This window comes from Streptomyces sp. NPDC044044, assembly GCF_056434405.1.
The window spans coordinates 38,137-58,707 of sequence record NZ_JBWKFG010000017.1; the positions used below are offsets into that span (position 1 = coordinate 38,137).

At 70.7% G+C, this 20,571-nt stretch carries 17 protein-coding genes; 6 read left to right on the top strand and 11 right to left on the bottom strand.

Annotated features, from left to right (window positions below):
* Positions 1-37: 37 nt before the first annotated feature.
* Together AC07AG_RS41580 and AC07AG_RS41585 are read right to left on the bottom strand one after the other, a co-directional pair.
* Positions 38-1,819: a multicopper oxidase family protein gene (locus AC07AG_RS41580; RefSeq protein WP_478762239.1), complete on the bottom strand. Its 1,782-nt coding sequence runs from the start codon at positions 1,817-1,819 to the stop codon at positions 38-40.
* A gap of 135 nt (positions 1,820-1,954) precedes the next feature.
* The gene (locus tag AC07AG_RS41585; RefSeq protein WP_478762240.1) at positions 1,955-2,440 is read right to left on the bottom strand and encodes a hypothetical protein; all 486 of its coding nucleotides are present in this window, start codon (positions 2,438-2,440) and stop codon (positions 1,955-1,957) included.
* Between the two features lie 323 nt (positions 2,441-2,763).
* Here AC07AG_RS41585 and AC07AG_RS41590 point away from each other — a divergent pair, with 323 nt between their 5' ends.
* Positions 2,764-3,405, top strand: coding sequence for a DUF998 domain-containing protein (locus AC07AG_RS41590; protein WP_478762332.1), 642 nt, complete (start codon positions 2,764-2,766; stop codon positions 3,403-3,405).
* Positions 3,402-4,220 carry an alpha/beta fold hydrolase gene (locus AC07AG_RS41595; RefSeq protein WP_478762242.1) on the top strand — a complete coding sequence of 273 codons (819 nt, stop codon included), beginning with the start codon at positions 3,402-3,404 and terminating at the stop codon, positions 4,218-4,220. The genes AC07AG_RS41590 and AC07AG_RS41595 overlap by 4 nt, the downstream gene beginning before the upstream one ends.
* Before the next feature lie 506 nt (positions 4,221-4,726).
* Here AC07AG_RS41595 and AC07AG_RS41600 read toward each other — a convergent pair.
* The 4 genes from AC07AG_RS41600 to AC07AG_RS41615 form a co-directional block, all read right to left on the bottom strand.
* Positions 4,727-5,791, bottom strand: coding sequence for a LacI family DNA-binding transcriptional regulator (locus AC07AG_RS41600; RefSeq protein WP_478762244.1), 1,065 nt, complete (start codon positions 5,789-5,791; stop codon positions 4,727-4,729).
* Between the two features lie 134 nt (positions 5,792-5,925).
* Positions 5,926-7,563 carry a type 2 periplasmic-binding domain-containing protein gene (locus AC07AG_RS41605; RefSeq protein WP_478762246.1) on the bottom strand — a complete coding sequence of 546 codons (1,638 nt, stop codon included), beginning with the start codon at positions 7,561-7,563 and terminating at the stop codon, positions 5,926-5,928.
* A 60-nt stretch (positions 7,564-7,623) separates the two neighbouring features.
* A complete protein-coding gene (locus tag AC07AG_RS41610; protein ID WP_478762248.1) occupies positions 7,624-8,487 on the bottom strand; it encodes a carbohydrate ABC transporter permease in 864 nt (287 codons plus the stop codon).
* 107 nt (positions 8,488-8,594) lie between these two features.
* A complete protein-coding gene (locus tag AC07AG_RS41615; protein ID WP_478762250.1) occupies positions 8,595-9,449 on the bottom strand; it encodes an ABC transporter permease in 855 nt (284 codons plus the stop codon).
* A 359-nt stretch (positions 9,450-9,808) separates the two neighbouring features.
* Between AC07AG_RS41615 and AC07AG_RS41620 the strand changes: the two genes are divergently transcribed.
* On the top strand, positions 9,809-10,780 hold the full coding sequence (locus AC07AG_RS41620; protein ID WP_478762334.1) for a hydroxyacid dehydrogenase: 972 nt from the start codon (positions 9,809-9,811) through the stop codon (positions 10,778-10,780).
* Between the two features lie 188 nt (positions 10,781-10,968).
* On the opposite strand, the gene AC07AG_RS41625 is transcribed toward AC07AG_RS41620, so the two are convergent.
* On the bottom strand, positions 10,969-11,613 hold the full coding sequence (locus tag AC07AG_RS41625; RefSeq protein ID WP_478762252.1) for a DUF305 domain-containing protein: 645 nt from the start codon (positions 11,611-11,613) through the stop codon (positions 10,969-10,971).
* A complete protein-coding gene (locus AC07AG_RS41630; RefSeq protein WP_249590269.1) occupies positions 11,610-12,278 on the bottom strand; it encodes a DUF3105 domain-containing protein in 669 nt (222 codons plus the stop codon). The genes AC07AG_RS41625 and AC07AG_RS41630 overlap by 4 nt, the downstream gene beginning before the upstream one ends.
* Positions 12,279-12,565: 287 nt before the next feature.
* Between AC07AG_RS41630 and AC07AG_RS41635 the strand changes: the two genes are divergently transcribed.
* Positions 12,566-13,927, top strand: coding sequence for a glutamine synthetase family protein (locus AC07AG_RS41635; RefSeq protein ID WP_160504710.1), 1,362 nt, complete (start codon positions 12,566-12,568; stop codon positions 13,925-13,927).
* 127 nt (positions 13,928-14,054) lie between these two features.
* Here AC07AG_RS41635 and AC07AG_RS41640 read toward each other — a convergent pair whose 3' ends face one another.
* Entirely contained in the window at positions 14,055-14,489 is a 435-nt protein-coding gene (locus tag AC07AG_RS41640) for a VOC family protein (protein ID WP_478762254.1), read from the bottom strand.
* Positions 14,490-14,597: 108 nt separating this feature from the next.
* Positions 14,598-15,110 carry a pyridoxamine 5'-phosphate oxidase family protein gene (locus tag AC07AG_RS41645; protein WP_478762256.1) on the bottom strand — a complete coding sequence of 171 codons (513 nt, stop codon included), beginning with the start codon at positions 15,108-15,110 and terminating at the stop codon, positions 14,598-14,600.
* A 118-nt stretch (positions 15,111-15,228) separates the two neighbouring features.
* Here AC07AG_RS41645 and AC07AG_RS41650 point away from each other — a divergent pair, with 118 nt between their 5' ends.
* The gene (locus tag AC07AG_RS41650) at positions 15,229-18,240 is read left to right on the top strand and encodes a bifunctional [glutamine synthetase] adenylyltransferase/[glutamine synthetase]-adenylyl-L-tyrosine phosphorylase (RefSeq protein WP_478762258.1); all 3,012 of its coding nucleotides are present in this window, start codon (positions 15,229-15,231) and stop codon (positions 18,238-18,240) included.
* Positions 18,241-18,284: 44 nt separating this feature from the next.
* Here the strand turns inward: AC07AG_RS41650 and AC07AG_RS41655 are convergent, their stop codons facing one another.
* Positions 18,285-18,935 carry a TetR/AcrR family transcriptional regulator gene (locus tag AC07AG_RS41655; RefSeq protein WP_478762260.1) on the bottom strand — a complete coding sequence of 217 codons (651 nt, stop codon included), beginning with the start codon at positions 18,933-18,935 and terminating at the stop codon, positions 18,285-18,287.
* Positions 18,936-19,082: 147 nt separating this feature from the next.
* Between AC07AG_RS41655 and AC07AG_RS41660 the strand changes: the two genes are divergently transcribed.
* Positions 19,083-20,534 (top strand): APC family permease, encoded by a 1,452-nt coding sequence (locus tag AC07AG_RS41660; RefSeq protein WP_478762262.1) that lies wholly within the window; start codon positions 19,083-19,085, stop codon positions 20,532-20,534.
* Positions 20,535-20,571 lie beyond the last annotated feature (37 nt).

Consider the following 20,571-nt stretch of genomic DNA (forward strand, 5'->3'; position numbering starts at 1 on the left):
GGGACGCCCCAGCGGGGCGTCCCGCCCTGGCCGCCGGTCAGCTGCGGTAGCCGATGACCGTCATCATTCCTGCCTCCGAGTGGTACACGTTGTGGCAGTGGATCATCCACAGGCCCGGGTTGTCGGCGTCGAAGTCCACCGTCAGCGTGCCGTTCGGCAGGATGACCGCGGTGTCCTTGCGGGGGCCGCCCGCCACGTTCGCCAGGGAGAACGTGTGGCCGTGCAGGTGGACCGGGTGCCACATCGTCGTCGAGTTGGAAAAGACCAGGCGGACCCGTTCGCCCGCGCGGACCGGGTGGCGCTGGTCGGGGGAGTAGGGCTTCTTGTCGAAGGCCCAGTCGTACTTCGCCATTCCGCCGGTCAGTTGGATCCTGACCGTGCGGTCCGGCTTGCGGGATGGGAGGGCCACCGACCGCGCGGCCCGCAGCTTGTCCGCCGTCAGGAGGCGGCCCTTCAGCTCCTTGGGGCGGGCCGAGGGGGCGGGCGCGGCGCCGCCGCCCGTGCGGAGGACCGCGAGGGCCGCCGCCTTCTTGCCCTCGGCCGCCGCGGTCAGCGGGAACGCGCCGTCCTTGGCGGTGACCAGGACGTCATAGCGCTCGCCCATGCCGAGCAGCAGCGCGTCCGTCTTCGCGTGCTCCACCGGGAAGCCGTCCGTGTGCGTCACCGTCATCTCGTGGCCGCCGAGCGCCACCCGGAAGGCCGTGTCGCCGCCGGCGTTGATGATGCGCAGGCGGATGCGGTCGCCGGGGCGGGCCCTGAAGGAGGAAGGGGCGTCCGGTGTGCGGCCGTTGATCAAGTAATGCGGATATGCCACGTCGCCCGCGTCGCCGCCCAGGAGGTCGCTCTTGGCGCCCATCATCATCCGGGAAGGGCCTGGGGGGTCTGAGGGGCTTGAAGGGTCTGAGGGGTCTGAGGGGCCTGAGGTGGGGCTCGGCTTCTGTGAGGGTCCGGTCCGCAGCGACATCTTCGACATGGCGTGGCCGCCGTGGTCCGTGCCGCCGCCCGTGGTGCCTCCCTCGCCACCGCTGCCGCCGCTGCCGCCGCCCATGTCGTGGCCGCTCATCCCCTTGCCGAGCTCCGCGAGCACGGCGTCCGGTGTCGAGCCGTCCACCCCGTCGACCCAGTCGTCCAGGACGACGACCCACTCCTTGTCGTACTTCAAGGGCTCCTTGGGGTCCTCGACGATCAGTGGTGCGTACAGACCGCGGTCCTGCTGTGTGCCCGAGTGGGGATGGAACCAGTACGTCCCCGGGTGCGGGACCGCGAAGCGGTAGGTGAAGTCGGCGCCCGGCTTGATGGCCTTCTGGGTGAGGCCGGGGACGCCGTCCATGTCGTTGCGCAGGGCCAGGCCGTGCCAGTGCAGGGACGTGGCCTCGGGGAGGTGGTTGGCCAGCGTGAGGGCGAGGGTGTCGCCCGCGGTGACGCGGACTTCCTTGCCGGGCAGCTGGTCGCCGTACGCCCAGGTCTTGACCGTGCGGCCGCCGAGGTCGAGCTTGGCCGTCGTGGCCATGAGCTTCACCTCGCGGACCGTGCCGCCGCCGGCTCGCTTCTTCTCCGCGGCGGCGACTTCCTCGCCGGAGGGGTCGACATAGCCCTTGGGGCGGCCGTCGGGAGATCCTTCGGGGGAGCCCTCGGGAGAGCCCTCAGGCTTGGAGCCGCCGCCGTGTCCGGCGTGACCGGAGTCCGGGCCGGATCCGGAGCAGGCCGTCAGGAATCCCGAACCGGCGACGGCGGTCGCGGCGCCGAGCAGGGCGCGGCGCGATGGGGCGCGGCCCGAAGGGATGCGGGCCGAAGGGGTGCGCAGGGGTTGAGTGCGCATGGCTGAGTACACCTCGTCGTAGTGGTGCGTGCAGATGGGCGCATCTGCTGCTTCTGGTACACCGCTCGACGCCCGGAGGTTCCCATCGAGGACCCCGCCGGGGCGCGGGCAGCGCGAAGCAGCCGGTGCGTCGGCCTAAATGCGCAGCACCGAGAGGCGGGAGAGGAGTATGCGGGGCGGCGGCGGATTGGGCCGCAGCCCGTCGAGCAGCCGGGCGAGCGGACGCGCGGGGACGGTGAAGCCGCCGGGGCGCAGCAGGCCTGCCTTGAGCAGCAGGAGGAGGGTGAGCGAGGCAAGGACGGCCAGGCACACGGACAGCGGGTCCATGCCGTCCATCCCGACGGGCGCGTACGCGGACGTGGGCGCGGACGCGGCCATGAGGTGTGGCCGCGCGTCGGCGTGGCCGCCCTGGCTCATCTCATGCTGACCGGCGGCTTGTTCGGACCCGCTTGCGTGACGCGTCGACTGACTTGCCGACTGACTTGCCGACGGGCTCGTCGAATGACTCGGCGACGAATGGCCCGTCGGGTGGCCCAGCGTATGCATCGTCACGATGCCGAAGAGCAGCGCGGCGAGCAGCAGGAGCTGCCTGCCGTTCGCCGATCTCTTCATGGTCGCCATGGGCGGCACCTTACCCCCGGCGGGTATTCGACGACATGCGGGCCCCCGGTACTCCACTGATCATGAGCCCATGATGAATGTGGGCAAGAGGGTGCGAAACGGTTCCGCCGAGGGTGGCGGCAGACGGCGAGGGCCGCGGACTCGCCAGGGAGCTCGCCACGGATGTCGTCATGGAGTTCGCCATGGCGCTGGCCCTGGAGTTCGCCCTGGAGTTCGACATGGAGGCGGAGGCGGGGGCCATCACTAGCGCCGTCCGCCCTGTCGTGCCGACCGCGCCCGCGGAGCCCCGCCCCGCCACCGCCCGAGCCGCCGCCGTCTCGCTCCTGCTGGCGCTCGGCGCGCTCGCCTACAGCGCATGGCTCCTGGAGCCCCTCCTGGGGACGGGGCTCTCTCCGGTGAGTTCGTACGTCAGTGAACTCGCCGCACGGGACCAGCCGTTCGGCACGCTGTTCCGCACGACCGACCTGACCGCCGGGCTGCTGCTCCTCGCGGGCGCGGCCGGTGCGCTGCGGTGGCTGCCGCGCCGGAGGATCGCCGTCGTGGGGTGGGCGGGGCTCGCGCTGTTCGGTGCGGCCACCGCTGTCGACTCCCGGCTGCCGCTGAGCTGCGCGCCGACCGCCGACGCGGCGTGCGTGGCAAGGGAGCGGGCGGGGCTCGTACCCGCGGCGCACACGGCGCACGTGGTGAGCAGCAGTGTCGCGATGACGGGGGCGCTGGTGGGGATGGTGGCGCTGACGTTCGCGGCGCGGAGGTACGGGCACGGGGTCCTGCCGTCCCTCGCGGGCCCCTTCGGCCTCCTCCTTCTGCTCCTCGAACTGGCGGCCACCGCCTGGACCCTGGCCGCCATCGCCGCCTTCGACGCGGGGCACGGCACGTGGGCGCTGGGGGTGGGGCAGCGGCTTCAGGTGCTGCTGATCGCTCTCTGGCTGGGGCTGCTCGCGCGTGCGGTGGTGCGGCGCGGATGAGTTTCGTACGGATCGGGGGAGTGCCGCACCACGTGGAGGTGACGGGGAGCGGGCCGGTCTGCGTGCTGAGCGCGGGGCTCGGGCTCGCGTGGTTCGACTGGGACCCGGTGGTGGAACTCCTCGCCCCGTGGCGGACGGTCGTCCGCTTCGACCGGCCGGGCTCGGGACTGAGCGGGCACGCGCGCGTGGCGCCCACGCTGGGCGGCGAGGCCGAGCGGATCGCGCGGATCCTGGACGCGGTGAGCCTCGGCGGTCGTCCTGCCACGGTGGTCGGACACTCGCTCGCGGGCTTCCACTGCGAGGCGTTCGCCCGTCTCTTTCCGGCGCGTACGGCGGGCCTGGTCCTGGTCGACTCCAGCGTCGAGGAGCGGCCGAGGGCGCGGGTCCCGCGCGGGGTGCGGGTGGGGGTGGCCCGGGTGTGCGGGGCGGTGCTGAGCGCGGTGGGGGTGCCGCGGGCGGTGGGGCCTGCGCTGCGGAGGGTGGCGGTGCGGGGGGACGTGGCGTCGTCGTCGGTGGATGAGGTGAGGCGGGTCTACGGGGCGAGCCGTGTGCTGCGGGGGTCGCTTCTGGAGTACGTGACGTACGTCGACGCGGCGGTCGAACTGACCACTCTGCGCCGGGAGTTCCCCCTTCGGGAGCGGCTTCCTGCGACGGTGCTCGCCGCGTACTCGGGAGGTGCGGTGAGCTGGCTCACCCGGCAGCGGGCCCTAGCCGCCTCGCTCGGCGCGACCTTCCGCGTGGCGGAGCCATCGGGCCACTTGATGATGCGGGACGCTCCGGGCACCGTGGCGGAGGCAGTGCTGGCCACGCCATGACCCCGCGGCGAATGCCTCCCACCCGTCCACCCGTTACCCGGCAGTGTTCGGGTTCGCCTGCGGCGCCTGGCCCGCCGCTCCGCGGCGGATCTTTCCCGCCCACCCACCCGATTGCCCGGCGGTGCCATGGTCAGGGAGATCGCGTGGGTGTACCGCAGGGCATTCGGGTGGGCGGGCGGGCGGGAGACATCCGCTGCGGAGTGGCGGTTTGGGGCGGGCGTCAGGTGAGGCAGGACGCCATGCCGCCCCCGAGTCGCCGCGGGGCAATCGGGCGGGTGGGCGGGAGACATCCGCCGCGGAGCGGCGGTTCAGGGGATACTCCCGGGCCACCGGGAAGCGGCGTCCCCCCAGGCTTCGCCGAACCGGGCAGTTCAGGAATACCCCCGGGTCGCCGGAAAGCAGCGCCCCCCGAGCTCCGCCGCAGCCCGGCGCTCCAGAGATCCCCCCCGGGTCACCAAGAGGCGGCCCCCCCGAAGCCCCCCAAGCGAAGAGACACCGAAGGGCCACTAGGAAGTGGCCCCCCGGCTCTCCCGGAGCCCCCGCACACTCTCCCGGATCACAATGTGCGTCCCCAGCAGATGCCTCTCCTGGCCCGCCCGAGGCGCCCCCGCCAGAGCGAGGCGGACCGCCGTCCGGCCCATCTCCTCCGCGGGGATGTGCACCGTCGTCAGGCCGGGGGTGATGTCCGCCGCCACGGGGTCGTCGTTGTAGCCGACCACCGAGATGTCCTCCGGCACCCGCAGCCCGTACTCCCGCAGCGCGATCATCGTGGCCGCCGCCACCCTGTCGTCGCCCGCGAACACCGCCGTGAAGTCCGGCTTGCCGTCCGCCTTCTTGAGGAGGTCCATGATCGCCTCGTACCCGTGGTTCTGCCCGAAGCCGATGCCGTGCAGGATCGCCTCCTCGCGCGGCACCCCGTGGTCGGCGAGCGCCCGCAGGTAGCCGGCGACACGGTCCTCGCCCGTGGTGTGTCCCGGCTGGTAGCCGATCAGGGCTATCTTGCGGTGGCCCGCGCCGAGGAGGTGGCTCGTGATCGCGTACGCGCCCGCCTCGTTGTCGTACTCGACGACCAGCGCGGGCACGTCCGGCGCCGGCGCCGGACGCCCGCACAGGATGAGGCGGGAGCCCGCCGCGGCCAGCGCCTCCGCGTACCGCGCCATCCGCTCGCGGTACTCGTCGTCCTCGATGACGCCGCCCACCAGGACCACCGCCTCGGCGGCCTGTTCGCGCATCATCTGCACCAGCGCCAGCTCGCGGGCCGGATCGCTGTTCGTCGACGCGACCAGGGTGAGCCTGCCCCGCTGGGCGGCCTCCATCTCCACGCCCTGCGCGACATGGGCGTAGAAGGAGCTCACCAGCTCGAACATGAGCACCGCGATCGTCTTGCGGCCCGCACCCGCCAGGGCGCGCGCGTGCGCGTTGGCGACGTAGTCGAGGTCCTTGACGGCCCGCAGCACCTTCGCGCGCGACGCCGTCGACGTCGGGTAGTTGCCCGCGAGGACCCGCGAGACGGTCGCGACCGAGACGCCCGCCCGCGCCGCCACATCGCGGATGGTGACCCGCTCACCCACTGTGTCTCCTCATGTAGCCGTATCCGGGCCAAGTAGCAGGCCGAGTAGCAGTATCAGGGCCAAGTGGCCCGGTCCGGGGCGGTGTTGCCCCCACGGCACCCCGCCCCGGACCATCATCCCGCGCCCGCCCCGGATCAGTGCGCGGCCTCGTACTCCTTTGCGAACTCCGCGTGCGCCTTGTCGCCGCCCTGCGTCTGCCACTTCTTGTAGACGGCGTCCCAGTCGGACAGCTTCTTGCGGCCCGAGACGATCGCCGTCACACCGTCCTCGATGATCTGCTGCATGGACGCGCCCTGCCGGTTGTACGTGTCCGACATCAGGCCCCAGTGGTCGTCGCGGACGAGGTTCGGCACGACCGCCTTCTCCCATGTGTGCAGCCGCTTGGTGAGGTCGGCGTAGCCGGGGAAGTACAGCGGCTGCGGTGCGTCCATGAGGTAGGCGAAGGGGAGGTTCGTGCGGTTCTCCACCAGGCCGAGCGAGTTGGCGATCGGGTCGCCGTTCTTGTCGTACTCGAAGTGCGTGCCCTCGACGCCCGAGTGCATCAGCTCGTACTCCTTGGAGCCGAAGGGCGACGCCAGCCAGTCCAGGACCCGCAGCATCAGCTTGACGCGGTCCTTGGAGGCCTTCTTGATGACGGTGTAGCCGAAACAGCCTCGGTTCTGCTGGTAGACGGGCGTCGCGCCGTCGACCACGTACGGCACGGCGGCGTCGAGCGTGAACTCGTCCTTGATGCCCTGCGCGTTGGAGATGACCGCGCCCCAGCCGTCCGTCATCGAGCGGACCGTGCCGTTGTAGAACTGCGTCTTGAGGTCGACCTGGGAGATCGAGGTGGCATCGGAGTTGTACGAGCCTGCCTTGCGCATCTTGGACATGTACTCGAGGGCGGCCTTGAACTCGTCGGTCCCGAACATGTCGGTGACCTTGCCGTTCTTGATCTGCCACTGGTTCGGGGCGCCGTGCCACATCGCGTGGTAGAGGTAGCCGAAGAAGCCCACCGACGAGGCGCCGAGCGCGTACTTCTTGTTCTGCGAGGCCTCCCTGGCCATCGTCTGGAAGTCGGCCGCCGCCATGCCCGGCTCGTAACCCGCCTTGGCGAACGCCTCCTTGTTGATGAACATCGCGCCCTGCACCTTGGCGCGCTCGATCGGCAGGCCGTAGATGCGGCCTGCGACGCGGCCCATGCCCTCCCACGCGTACGTGGGGATGTTGGCGAGGTTCGGGTAGTCCTTGACCGCGTCCCCGGACAGGTGCTCCGAGAGGTCCTCGCACCGCGACTTCACGAACTGCGACTCGCGCGGCAGGACGTAGCCGCCACCGAAGTTGATCATGTCGGGCAGGTCGTCGCCCGACATCAGGGTGGACATCTTGGAGCGGAAGTCCGCGTCCGGCACCACCGAGAACTCGACCTCGACACCGAGGGCCTCGTTCATCGCCTGCCAGAACTTGTTCGATCCGACCGGCTTCGGCGGGGTGCCGTAGGTGATGGTCATGACCTTGATCTTCTGCTTGCCGTTGCCCGGCTTCTCGGCCGTCGCCGCGACCAGCTTCTCCGGGTACTTGGTGAACCCGGGCTGCACGCCATCGGCGGTCGGCGCGAGATCCGGCGTCGGACCCTTGGCGGGCGTGTACGTCGGCCAGGGCGCCGCCTTCTTGTTCGCGTTGCTGACCGAACCGCCGCCGCTCGATTCGGTGGAGCAGGCGGTGAGCAGGGAGGGGGCCGCGACCGCGGCCCCGCCGACGGCTATGGAGCGCAGCAGCGTACGGCGCGACATCGAGGAACCGGACACAGTGTCAACCTTTCGGACATGCGGAGTCGTGCGGGAGGTGGTGGCTCAGCTCTTGATGGCGCCCGTGAGCACGCCCTTGGTGAAGTACTTCTGGAGGAAGGGGTAGACGATCAGGATCGGCACGGTGGCGATCACCAGGACGGCCATCTGCATCGTCTGCGGGGCCGAGACGTTCGACGCGTCGCTCAGTCCGGTGTCCGCGATCTGCGAGCCGCCCATGACGTACGTACGGAGGACCTGCTGGAGCGGCCAGTGGTCGGACTCCAGATAGATCGAGGCATGGAACCAGGCGTTCCAGTAGCTCACCGCGTAGAAGAGGCCGACCACCGCGAGGGCCGCCTTGGAGAGCGGGAGCACGACCCGCCACAGGATCTGCCAGTCGTTCGCGCCGTCGAGGCGCGCCGCCTCGTACAGCTCCTCGGGAACGCCCTGGAAGAAGCCGCGCAGGACGACCAGATTGAAGACGTTGATGAGGACGGGGACGATCAGGGCGCTGTAGCTCTCCAGCATGCCCATCCCCTTGACCAGCAGGAAAGCGGGGATCATGCCGGGCGGGAAGAGGAACGTGAACAGGACGATCAGGAGGATCGGCTTTCCGCCGTACACCTTGGGGCGGCTCAGCGCGTACGCGAGGAACGTGGTGCACGCGAGCGAGGCGAGGGTGCCGATGATCGTGACGGCGGCGCTGACCCCGAGGGCCTTGGTGACGATGCCGCCCTCGAAGACCTGCTCGTAGGCGCGCAGGGTCGGGTGCGTCGGCCACAGGACCCAGCCGCCGTTGGCGATGACCTCGCGGTTCGACGCGAACGACGTCGAGATGATGACGAGGAACGGCACGAAGACCATGACCAGGATGGTGACGATCGCCAGGGCCTTGGCCACCTGGGTGACCGGCTTCGGCTTCTCCATCCAGGAGGGGCGAGGGGGGCGCGCGGGGCGCGCGGGGCGTTCCGGGCGTGTGCGACGCGCAGGCCGTACGGGGCGTATCGCGGCCGTTTTCGTGCTCGTACGCGTGCTCACTTGTAGACCCCCTGCTCGCCGAGGCGATGGGCGACCTTGTTGGCCGCGAAGACGAGAATCGCGCCGACCACGCCCTTGAAAAGGCCCGCCGCCGCGGCGTATCCGGTGTCGCCGCCGACGATGCCCTGCCAGAAGACGAAGGTGTCGAGCACCTCGCCGGCCTCGGGTCCCACCGACTGCCGCTGCAGCAGCATCTGTTCGAAGCCGACGGAGAGGATGTCGCCGAGCCGCATGATCAGGAGCAGGATGACGACCGGCCGGATGGACGGCAGCGTCACGTGCCAGAAACGGCGCCAGGGGCCCGCCCCGTCGATGGCGGCGGCCTCGTACTGCTGCTCGTCCACCTGCATCAGCGCGGCGAGGAAGATGATCGTGCCCCAGCCCGCGTCCTTCCAGACGACCTGCGCGACGACGAGCGCCGGGTACGCGTCCGGGTTGCCGATGATGTCGACGGAGTGCAGACCCGCCTGCCCGAGCACGGAGTTGAGAAGGCCGGTGTCGGCGAGCACCTGCTGGAAGAGCGCCACGACGATGACCCACGACAGGAAGTGCGGCAGATAGACCACCGACTGCACGAAGCGCCGCGTCAGGTCCGAGGTCAGGCTGTGCAGGAGCAGGGCGAGGCCCAGTGGCACCGGGAAGAAGAAGACGAGCTGGAGCACCGCGAGGAAGAGCGTGTTCCAGGTCGCGTGCCAGAAGTCCGCGTCGCCGAACATCCGGTCGAAGTTCTCGAAGCCGACCCAGGGGCTGGCCCAGAGGCCGTCGAAGGGGACGTACTCCTTGAAGGCGACGGCGTTCCCGATGAACGCGCCGTAGTGGAACACCAGGAAGTACGCGACCCCCGGCACCATGAGCAGCAGCAGGACTCGCGAGGAGCGAAACCGTTTCCATCGCTCATCACGCTTGGTTTTGTTGCCATTTGGCCTGTTACTGCGCTTGCCGGGCGGCTTCACCGCCTCGGTTTCCGTCCGTTCCTTCGTCACCGCTGACACGGCAGCCCCTCCGTTGTCGGAACAAGGTGACCGGAATCTAAAGCGGTTACTAACCCTGGTCAACCCCCTTGGCCCCGCGATCTCTTGACCACTGTCCCGACTTCGGCCTAGCCTCCAGGCGCTGTTGGGTAACCGGTTACTACGAGGGATGGTCACGCGTGGCAGACCAGGCAGAGTTGAAGGGTCCACCGATCAGTCCACCGATCACGGCGCTCGCCATGAGCGCGGACGTGGCGGACCGGGTGTTCGCCCCCGACATCCGCGAACGGCTCGCCCGCAGCGTGGAACTGGCGCCCGCCCTGCTCACCGGGTCGCTCACCGGGGACGAGGCGCGGGCGGTGCTCGCCGACACGGAGATCCTGGTCACCGGCTGGAACTGCCCGCCGGTCACCGCGGAGGTCCTCGCCTGCGCCCCCCGGCTGCGGGCCCTCGTGCACGCCGCCGGATCGGTGAAACCCGTGGTGACGGACGCGCTGTGGGACCGGGACGTGGTGGTCTCCTCGGCGGCCGACGCCAACGCCGGGCCCGTCGTCGCCTACACGCTCGCCGCGATCACCTTCGCCGCGAAGGGCGCGCTGCCGGCCGCGGCGGGCTACACCACGGGATGGCCGCCCTTCACCGAGCGGACGGGCGCGGACGCCCGCACCATCGGCATCATCGGTGCGTCGCGGATCGGCCGTGGGGTGATCGCGGCGCTGCGGGGCTCCGACGCGGGATGGCGCGTGCTCCTGACCGATCCCTACGTCACGGGGGAGGAGGCGGCCGGGCTCGGCGTGGAGCTCGTCGACCTGTCGGAGCTGTGCCGGCGCAGCTCGATCGTCAGCGTCCACGCGCCCCAACTCCCCGAGACCCGGGGCATGGTGAGCGAGGAGATGCTGAAGCTGATCCCGGACGGGGGCACCGTCATCAACACGGCGCGCGGCTCACTGGTCGACACGGAGGCGCTGGCCCGCGAGTGCGGGGCGGGGCGCCTGGACGCGTTCCTCGACGTGACGGACCCCGAGCCGCTGCCGGCCGGTCACCCCTTGCTGGTACTCCCGAATGTGCTGGTCACCCCGCATGTCGCGGGGGCGCAGGGGAGCGAGGTGCGCAGGCTCGGGGAGTACGCGGTGGGGGAAGTGGAGCGGTTCGTGCGGGGGGAGGGGCTGCGGGGGCGGTTGCTGCGGGAGGAGTTGCCTCGGATGGCGTAGGGGGGTTCTGGCGCGGCGGCCTAGCCTTGGCTGCCGTCATCACCGGCTTCGCCTCGTTCGTCCTCGAACGCGAACGCCGGACGGGCTGAAGATCCAGCCCGTCCGGCGGGCCACGGCTACGGACATGGCCACAGCTACGGCTACGGACACGTACACGTACACGGCTACGTACACGGCGACCGCCACGGCTACGGCTTCGCGCCCCGCGCCTTCAGCAAGCCCACCATCAGCTCGATCTCCGACTCCTGCGAGTCCACCATCCCCTGCGCGAGCCGCCGCTCCACCTTCACCTCACACCGGTCCACACACCCGTCGGCCATGTGGATCCCGCCCTTGTGATGCTTGATCATCAGCTGGAGATACCGCACCTCGGCAGCCCGCCCACTCAGCTTCCCGAGATCCTTGAGCTCCGTATGGGTCGCCATCCCCGGCATCAGCGCACCGTCCTTGCCCGGCGGCATGTCGCCCATGCCCATCCACTCCATCGGAGCACCCTCCGGCACCTTCGGCAGCTCCCACAGGTCGAGCCAGCCGAGCAGCATGCCCCGCTGGTTGGCCTGGGTCTGGGCGATGTCGTACGCGAGGCGCCTGATCTCCTCGTCCTTCGTGCGGTCGCGCACGATGTACGACATCTCCACGGCCTGCTGGTGATGCGTCGCCATGTCCCGGGCGAAGCCCGCGTCGGCGGACTTCGTGGACGGGGCGGACGTGCCGGACGAGCCGGACGAGCCGTCCGTCGAGGCGACGGCGGCCGTGATCCCGCCGGCCGCGACGACCGCCGCCACGACACCCCCGACGATCCAGCCGGTACGCCGGGAGGGTGCCCGCCTCACTGGCCCTTGCCACCCGTGCAGGCGGCCCCCGGCTCAGGGGTCTGCTTGCCCTGGACGTACGTGGAGAAGAAGGAGCCGACCTTCGGGTCGGACGCGCCGGTCACCGTGCGCTGGTGACCCCAGGCCGACAGCATGATCGGGTCCTTCTGGTCCTTGACCGGGCTCATCAGCGAGTACGGCGTCTGCTTGACCTTCTGCTCCAGCTTCTTCAGGTCAGCGTCCTTCGCCTTGTCGTTGTACGTCACCCAGACCGCGCCGTGCTCCAGGGAGTGCACGGCGTTGCGCTCCGGGAGCTCGTCCTTGTAGACGTCGCCGTTGCAGTTCATCCACACCTGGTCGTGGTCGCCGCCGACCGGCGGGGTCATCGCGTAGCTGACGTCCTTGGTGACGTGCGTGCGGCCCAGCTGCTTGGCGTCCCAGACCTTCTCGCCGTCCGCGGTCGTCTTGAACTTCGGTGCGGACTTCCCGTCGGATGCGACCTTGTCGGAGTCGTCGTCGGCCTTCTGGAAGAGCACGACACCGCCCACGGCGAGCGCGGCGACCACCACCGCGCTCAGGGTGATCGTGATGATGCGGCCACGGCGATCGCGTGCGCGCTCGGCCTTGCGCATCTCCTCTATCCGGGCCTTGCGGGATGCGGTGCTCGTGTTCTTGGCGGAACCCATGATGTGTCCTTCGGCGAAACGACGGAAAGGGCGGGACGCGCGTGACGGAACAGGGTGGAGCGGTTCGCTGATCGTAATGGGCGAGCCGTGCGGGCTGTAGGGGCAGTCCGAGCCGCCCGCTGTTACGGCCGCGCCGATCAGCAGGCACTATGGGCACAGGGCGGCACATGGCCCGCAACGCGCTCGAAACCGTGTGGTGGGATGCTCATGTGCCCCGATGTGTCCCAAGGCTCGAGAGCAGCACGGACGCAGACGGCCTGACCAGCAAGGATGGGTGGAAGCGGAAGATGGACAAGCAGCAGGAATTCGTGCTCCGGACACTGGAGGAGCGCGACATCCGGTTCGTACGCCTGTGGTTCACGGATGTCCTCGGCTTCCTGAAATCAGTCGCGGTGGCTCCCGCCGAGCTGGAGCAGGCCTTCGACGAAGGCATCGGTTTCGACGGCTCGGCGATCGAAGGATTCGCCCGGGTGTACGAGTCGGACATGATCGCCAAGCCGGACCCGTCGACCTTCCAGGTGCTGCCCTGGCGCGCGGAGGCCCCCGGCACCGCCCGCATGTTCTGCGACATCCTCATGCCGGACGGCTCCCCGTCCTTCGCGGACCCGCGCTACGTGCTGAAGCGGGCCCTGGCGAAGACCTCCGACCTCGGGTTCACCTTCTACACCCACCCCGAGATCGAGTTCTTCCTCCTGAAGGACAAGCCCCTGGACGGCTCGCGGCCCACCCCCGCCGACAACTCCGGCTACTTCGACCACACCCCGCAGAACGTGGGCATGGACTTCCGCCGCCAAGCCATCACCATGCTCGAATCCATGGGCATCTCGGTCGAGTTCAGCCACCACGAGGGCGCGCCCGGCCAGCAGGAGATCGACCTCCGTTACGCGGACGCGCTCTCCACGGCCGACAACATCATGACGTTCCGTCTGGTCATGAAGCAGGTGGCGCTGGAGCAGGGGGTCAACGCGACCTTCATGCCGAAGCCGTTCTCCGAGCACCCGGGCTCGGGCATGCACACGCACCTCTCCCTCTTCGAGGGCGACCGCAACGCCTTCTACGAGTCGGGCTCCGAGTACCAGCTCTCCAAGGTCGGCCGCTCCTTCATCGCCGGCCTCCTGAAGCACGCCGCCGAGATCTCCGCGGTCACCAACCAGTGGGTCAACTCCTACAAGCGCATCTGGGGCGGCTCGGAGCGCACGGCGGGCGCGGGCGGCGAGGCACCCTCGTACATCTGCTGGGGCCACAACAACCGCTCCGCGCTGATCCGCGTCCCGATGTACAAGCCCGGCAAGACCGGCTCGGCACGGGTCGAGGTCCGCTCGATCGACTCGGGCGCGAACCCGTACCTGACGTACGCGGTGCTCCTGGCCGCAGGCCTCAAGGGCATCGAGGAGGGCTACGAACTCCCGCCGGGCGCCGACGACGACGTGTGGGCCCTGAGCGACGCGGAACGCCGCGCGATGGGCATCGAGCCGCTGCCGCAGAACCTGGGCGAGGCGATCGCGCTGATGGAGCGCAGCGAACTCGTGGCCGAGACCCTGGGCGAGCACGTGTACGACTTCTTCCTCCGGAACAAGAAGCAGGAGTGGGAGGAGTACCGCTCAGAGGTCACGGCCTTCGAGCTGCGGAAGAACCTGCCGGTGCTGTAGTAGCGCCCCGTCAGGGGCGCGGGGAACTGCGCGAGCAACCACAGAAAAGCCGCAGACGCATCCGCCGAGCAACTCGGCAAACGCGTCTGCGGCCTTTCGCGCGCCGAGCGCGCAGTTCCCGCGCGCCTTACGGGGCGCCCACGATCGCCTCTCGCAGAGGCTTCGAGGCCCGTACCCGGTACTCCTGGATCGCCCAGCCATTGCCGTCCGGGTCCTTGAAGTACATGAACGTGCCGCCGTCCTGCGGCGCATGCGCCACCGGCTCCGAGATCTCCAGGCCGCGCGCGGTCAGCTCCGCGTGTGCGGCCTTCGCGTCGGCGACGCACAGCTGGAGGCCCTGGTAGGAGCCGGGGGCCGGGGTGGGGCCGTCCATCGTGTCCCAGAGGGTGTCGGCCAGGGCGATGGAACAGCCGGACCCCGGCGGGGTCAGCTGGACGATGCGCATGCCCGGCATGACCTCCTGGTCGATGTCCACGTGGAAGCCGAGCTTGTCGCGGTAGAACTCCATGGCCCGGTCGACGTCGCTGACGGGGAGCGGGATCACCTCGAGTGTGTATTCCATGGGCCGAGTACATCAGGGGGTGAGGGCCCTGTCAGCGTGAACGGCGGCGTCCGCTCCGGCGCGTCGCAAGCGACGCGAAGGCCCCTCACGCGAAGCGCCAGCCCCTCATCACGCGAAGCGCCAGCGCGTCTGGCTGAACGGCTCGCCCTTGCCGAAGCCGAAGGCGGTACGCGGGGCCACCTCGAAGACGTACGCGTGGCCCGGACCGTGGTGGAAGCAGCCGTCCTGCACCTCGTAGTGCCAGAAGCTGCCGTACTTCTCCTCCCACGCCGCCGCCAGGCGCCGCAGCCTGTCCTCGTCGGTGATCCGCACCGCGGAGCCCTCGACGACCAGGTCGTAACCCTTGTCCCAGAGGTTGACGCCCGTGGTCAGCACGACCTCGGGGTTAGCCGCCACGTTCCGTGCCTTGCGCTCCTCGGGGCCCGTGCAGAAGTGCAGCGCGCCGTCCAGCCAGACCGCGGGCAGCGGTGTGACGTGCGGGCGCCCGTCGGGGCGCACGGACGAGATCCAGAAGAGCTCGGCGGCCTTGAGCTGCCGCACGGCGTCGGACCAGGGGGTCGCGGCGGCCCCCGCACTGCTGTACCGGCTGTCCAGTTCCGTACGGGGTTCCTTGCTCGGCATGTTCCGCCTCCTGCTGCTGCCATCAATGCTCCCGTCCAAGTACGGACTCCGCACGCGGGCAGAACTCATCGGTCAGGCCGTAGGCTCGGGCCAGGAATGATCGAACGGAGGCGCGGGGATGACGGTGCCGCAAGGGCGCAGAAGCAGTACGTTCACGCGGCTGCTGCGGCATGGTTTCACCGATCCGTCCGCCGCCGAGCGGCTGCTCGGGGCTCCCGAACTGTCCGCGGTGCGGACCGACCCGGTGCTGCTCGACGCCCTGGGCGCCGCCGCCGACCCCGACCTGGCTCTCCTCGGCCTCGTACGGCTGGTCGAGGGACAGCCCGACGACACCGGCCGCCGGGAGCTGCTCGACACCCTGGTCAGCGCCAAGCCGCTGCGTGACCGGCTGCTCGGCGTGCTCGGTGCCTCCGAGGCGCTCGCCGACCATCTGGCCCGGCATCCCCGCGACTGGCGGGCCCTGGTCACGTACGAGCTGGCCGACCTGCACCCCGGCGTCGAGGAGTTCGAGCACGGCCTCGCCGACGCCACCGACCCGGTCTCGCTCCGCGTCTCCTACCGCCGCTGCCTGCTTGCCATAGCGGCCCGTGACGTCTGCGGCACGACGGACGTCGCCGAGGCCGCCGCCGAGCTCGCCGACCTGGCGACGGCGACCCTGCGTGCCGCGCTCGCCATGGCCGAGGCCGCGGCCCCCGACGACGCCGCGCGGTGCAGGCTCGCGGTCATCGCGATGGGCAAGTGCGGTGGTCATGAGCTGAATTACGTCTCGGACGTCGACGTCATCTTCGTCGCCGAGCCCGTGGAGGGACCGGGCGGCACGGACGCCGCCGACGAGGGCAAGGCCATTCAGGCCGCCACCCGGCTCGCCTCGCACATGATGCGGATCTGCTCGGAGACCACGGTCGAGGGCACCATCTGGCCGGTCGACGCCAACCTCCGCCCGGAAGGCCGCAACGGCCCCCTGGTGCGCACCCTCAGCAGCCACCTGGCCTACTACCAGCGCTGGGCCAAGACCTGGGAGTTCCAGGCGCTGCTCAAGGCCCGCCCGGTGGCCGGGGACCTGGCTCTCGGCGAGGAGTACGTCGCCACGCTCGCGCCCCTCGTCTGGCACGCGGCCGAGCGCGACAACTTCGTTCCCGACGTGCAGAAGATGCGCCGCCGGGTCGTGGAGAACATCCCGGCGGGCGAGGTCGACCGCGAGCTGAAGCTGGGCCCCGGCGGGCTGCGGGACGTCGAATTCGCCGTACAGCTCCTGCAGTTGGTGCACGGCCGCGGTGACACGTCGATCCGCAGCGGCTCGACCCTGGTGGCCCTGGAGGCGCTCGCGGCCGGTGGTTACGTGGGGCGCGTGGACGCCGTGCAGCTCGACGACGCCTACCGCTTCCTGCGCTCCCTGGAGCACCGCATCCAGCTCTTCAAGATGCGGCGCACCCATCTGATCCCGGAGGACGACGCGGACCTGCGGCGCATCGGCCGCTCCCTGGGCATGCGCACGGAGCCGATCACCGAGCTGAACCGCGCGTGGAAGCGGCACACCTCGGTCGTGCGCCGCCTGCACGAGAAGCTCTTCTACCGCCCGCTCCTGGACGCGGTGGCCCAACTCGCCCCGGTCGAGACCAGGTTGAGCACGGATGCGGCCCGCGAACGTCTGGTGGCCCTCGGCTATCACGACCCCGCGGCCGCCCTGCGCCACCTGGAGGCACTCGCGTCGGGCGTCACGCGCAAGGCGGCGATCCAGCGCACCCTGCTGCCCGTGCTCCTCGGCTGGTTCGCCGACTCGGCGGACCCCGACGCGGGCCTCCTGAACTTCCGCAAGGTGTCCGACGCGCTCGGCAAGACCCCCTGGTACCTGAGGCTCCTGCGCGACGAGGGCGCGGCGGCCGAGAACCTGGCCCGCGTCCTGTCCGCGGGCCGCCTGGCCCCCGACCTCCTGCTGCGCGCCCCCGAAGCGGTGGCCCTGCTCGGCGACCAGCGCGGCCTCGACCAGCGCGACCACGCCCACCTGGAGCAGGAGGTCCTGGCCGCGGTGGGCCGCGCGGACGGCGCCGAAAAGGCGGTGACGGCGGCGCGCGGCGTCCGCCGCCGCGAGCTGTTCCGCACGACGGCGGCCGACATCATCGGCTCGTACGGCACGGAGGAGAGCCCCGCCGCGGAGGATCCAGGCGCCCTCCTCGACCGGGTGGGCAACGCGGTCTCCGACCTCACGGCGGCGACGATCGCGGGGACGCTGCGAGCGGTGGTCCGCGCGGGCTGGGGCGACACGCTGCCGGTGCGGTTCTCGGTGATCGGCATGGGCCGCTTCGGCGGCCACGAACTGAGCTACGGCTCGGACGCCGACGTCCTCTTCGTCCACGAGCCGCGCGAGGGCGTGGGCGACCATGAAGCGGCGAAGGCGGCGTCCCAGGTGGTCTCGGAGATGCGCAGGCTCCTGCAACTCCCCAGCAGCGACCCGCCGTTGCTGATCGACGCGGATCTGCGCCCGGAGGGCAAGAGCGGCCCGCTGGTGCGGACCCTCGCCTCGTACGAGGCCTACTACCGCCGCTGGTCACTTGTCTGGGAGTCCCAGGCGCTGCTCCGTGCCGAACCGGTCGCGGGTGACGCCGAGTTGGGGCGCGCCTTCATCGACCTGATCGATCCGCTGCGCTATCCCGCGGAGGGCCTCGGCGAGGACGCGGTCCGCGAGATCCGCCGCCTGAAGGCCCGCATGGAGGCCGAGCGCATGCCGCGCGGCGCCGACCCCACCCTCCACACCAAGCTGGGCCGCGGCGGTCTCTCGGACGTCGAATGGACCGTCCAGCTCATGCAGTTGACCCACGGCTGGGCCGAACCGGGCCTGCGCACCACCCGCACCCGGGAGGCTCTCGCGGCGGCCTGCGCGGCCGAGCTGATCCCGACCGAGGACGCGGCGATCCTGGACGAGGCGTGGGTCCTCGCCGCGCGGGTGCGCAACGCGGTGATGCTGGTGCGCGGCCGGGCGGGCGACACGTTCCCGTCGGACGGCCGCGAACTTGCCGCGGTGGGGCGCTACTTGGGCTACGACCCCGGGCACGTCGGCGACATGCTGGACGACTACCGACGGGTCACGCGCAGGGCGCGGGCCGTGATGGAGGAGCGGTTCTACGGGGCGTAGACGGCCCCCGCTACGGCCCTGCCCCCGCTACGGCCCCGGCCCCGCTACGCCCCCGGCCCCGCAACGGCTCCAGAGCATGCATGGTGGTGGCCCTGGAGCATGGTCCGCGCGTGCGCCAGGAACCCCGTGAGCGCCAGCTCGAAGGCGCGGTCGGCGCGCCCCCGGGGCGCCGCGTCCAGGGCCCGTGCGAGCGCGGGCGTCGACGTCTCGTCCGGCAGCTCCCACATGGCCTCCGGCGCTGCCAGGTCGAGCGCGGAGCCGAGTACCAGGTTCTCCAGGGCGATGATCACCGGCATGACGTCCGCGAGGGCGAACCCGGCGTCGATCAGCAGCGTCACCGCGCGCTCGTACTGCTCAAGTACCCGCGGGGCGCGCACCGGTGAGGTCATGAGGAGCGGGATGACCCTGGGGTGGGCCGCGAAGGCCGCGCGGTAGGAGCGGGCCCAGCCGGACAGGGAAGCGTCCCAGGGGCTTCGCGGGTCGAGGGTGCTGGTGTCGATCGCCTCGCTCACCCGCTCGCGGAGCAGCTCCACGATGCCGTCGCGGCCGTCCACGTGGTGGTAGACGGAGCCGGTCTGCGCGCCGAGGCGCTTGGCGATCTGCGGGACGCTGAAGTCGCCCTTCTCGTCGATGAGGGCGAGCGCGGTCGTCGTGATGCGGTCCCTGTCGAGCAGGGGGGTGCGCGGCCGTCCCATGTCTTCGATCTCCTCGCGATCTCTTCCCGTGAGCCCAACGAGAGGTTACATTGCGAAAACCGAAAGCCTTTAGGTTTATGGCTTCCGGCGGCCGGTCCCCGCCGTCGGAGCCCTTGCCCCGCCTGTCGTCGAAGGGCTTCTCCCCGCATGTCCACAACCACCCGGAGCCCTGCCGCCGAGGCCGGGCCCACGCTCCGCAGCGGCTCCCTCGGCACCGCCGACATCGCCTTCTTCGTCATCTCGGCCGCCGCCCCGCTCACCGTCATGGCGGGCGTCGCCCCCATCGCCATCTCCCTGGGCGGCATCGGCGCGCCCGTCGGCTATCTGCTCGCCGGGATCACGCTCGCCGTCTTCGCCGTCGGGTTCACCGCGATGAGCCGCCACGTCCGCAGCGGCGGCGCCTTCTACGCGTACATCACGCGCGGCCTCGGCCGCCCCGCCGGCATCGCCGCCGCCCTGCTCGCCATGCTGGGCTACAACGGCATGGAGATCGGCGTCTACGGACTCCTGGGCACCGCCACACAGGACACCGCCCACGCCCTGTTCGGCGCCGACATCCCCTGGCTCCCGGTGTCCCTCGCCGGACTGCTCCTGATCTGGTACGCCGGATACCGCTCGATCGACTTCGGCGCGAAACTGCTCGGCGTGCTGCTCGTCGCCGAGACCGGGATCCTGGTGCTGCTCGCGGGCGGCGTCCTGGTCAAGGGAGGCGCGGGGGAAGGGCTGAGCCTGGACGGCTTCACCCCGGGGCATGTCTTCGTCCCCGGCACGGCCGCCGTGCTCGCCTTCGCCTTCGCGGCGTTCACCGGATTCGAGTCGACCGTCATCTACCGCCGTGAGGCGCGGAATCCGGACCGGACGGTGCCGCGCGCGACGTACATCGCGGTGGCGTTCCTCGGGCTCTTCTACGCCTTCGTCGTCTGGACGGTGATCCAGGCCTTCGGCGACGAGGCGGTCCTGAAAGCCGCGGGCTCGGACCCGGCGGGCCTCTTCTTCTCGGCCATCACGACCTATGTGGGCGGCTGGGCCGCCGACTTGATGCACGTGCTGATCGTGACGAGCGTGCTGGCGTCGCTGCTGGCCTTCCACAACGCGATCAACCGGTACGCGCTCGGGCTCTCGGAGGAGGGGGTGCTGCCGAAGGCCCTCGGCCGGGTGCACGGGCGGCATCGGTCTCCCTACCTGGCGGGGGCGGCGCAGACGGTCCTCGGGGCGGTGGTGGTCGTCGCCTTCGCCGCGGCGGGCGCGGATCCCTACGCTCAGCTGCTGCTGTGGGTCAACACCCCCGGGATGATCGGCCTGTTGGCGCTCCAGCTGATCGCGGCGATCGCGGTTCCCTGCTACTTCCGACGGATCAGCCATGAGGAGGGCGTGCTGCGGACGGTGGTGGCGCCGGTGGTGGCGACGGTGCTGCTGAGCGCGGCGCTCGTCCTGGTCGCCACGCACATAGACGTCTTCACGGGGGCGAGCCCCTTCGTGAACACGGTCCTGGTCGGGGTCGCCCCCGCGGTGTTCGTCCTGGGCCTGGCCCTGGCGATGCGGCTGCGCCGCAGCCGTCCGGAGGTGTACGAGGGCTTCGCGGCGGAGCCGCCGGGCTGACCTTTTCCTTTCCCCGACCCCGCCCCTTCCCGAAAAC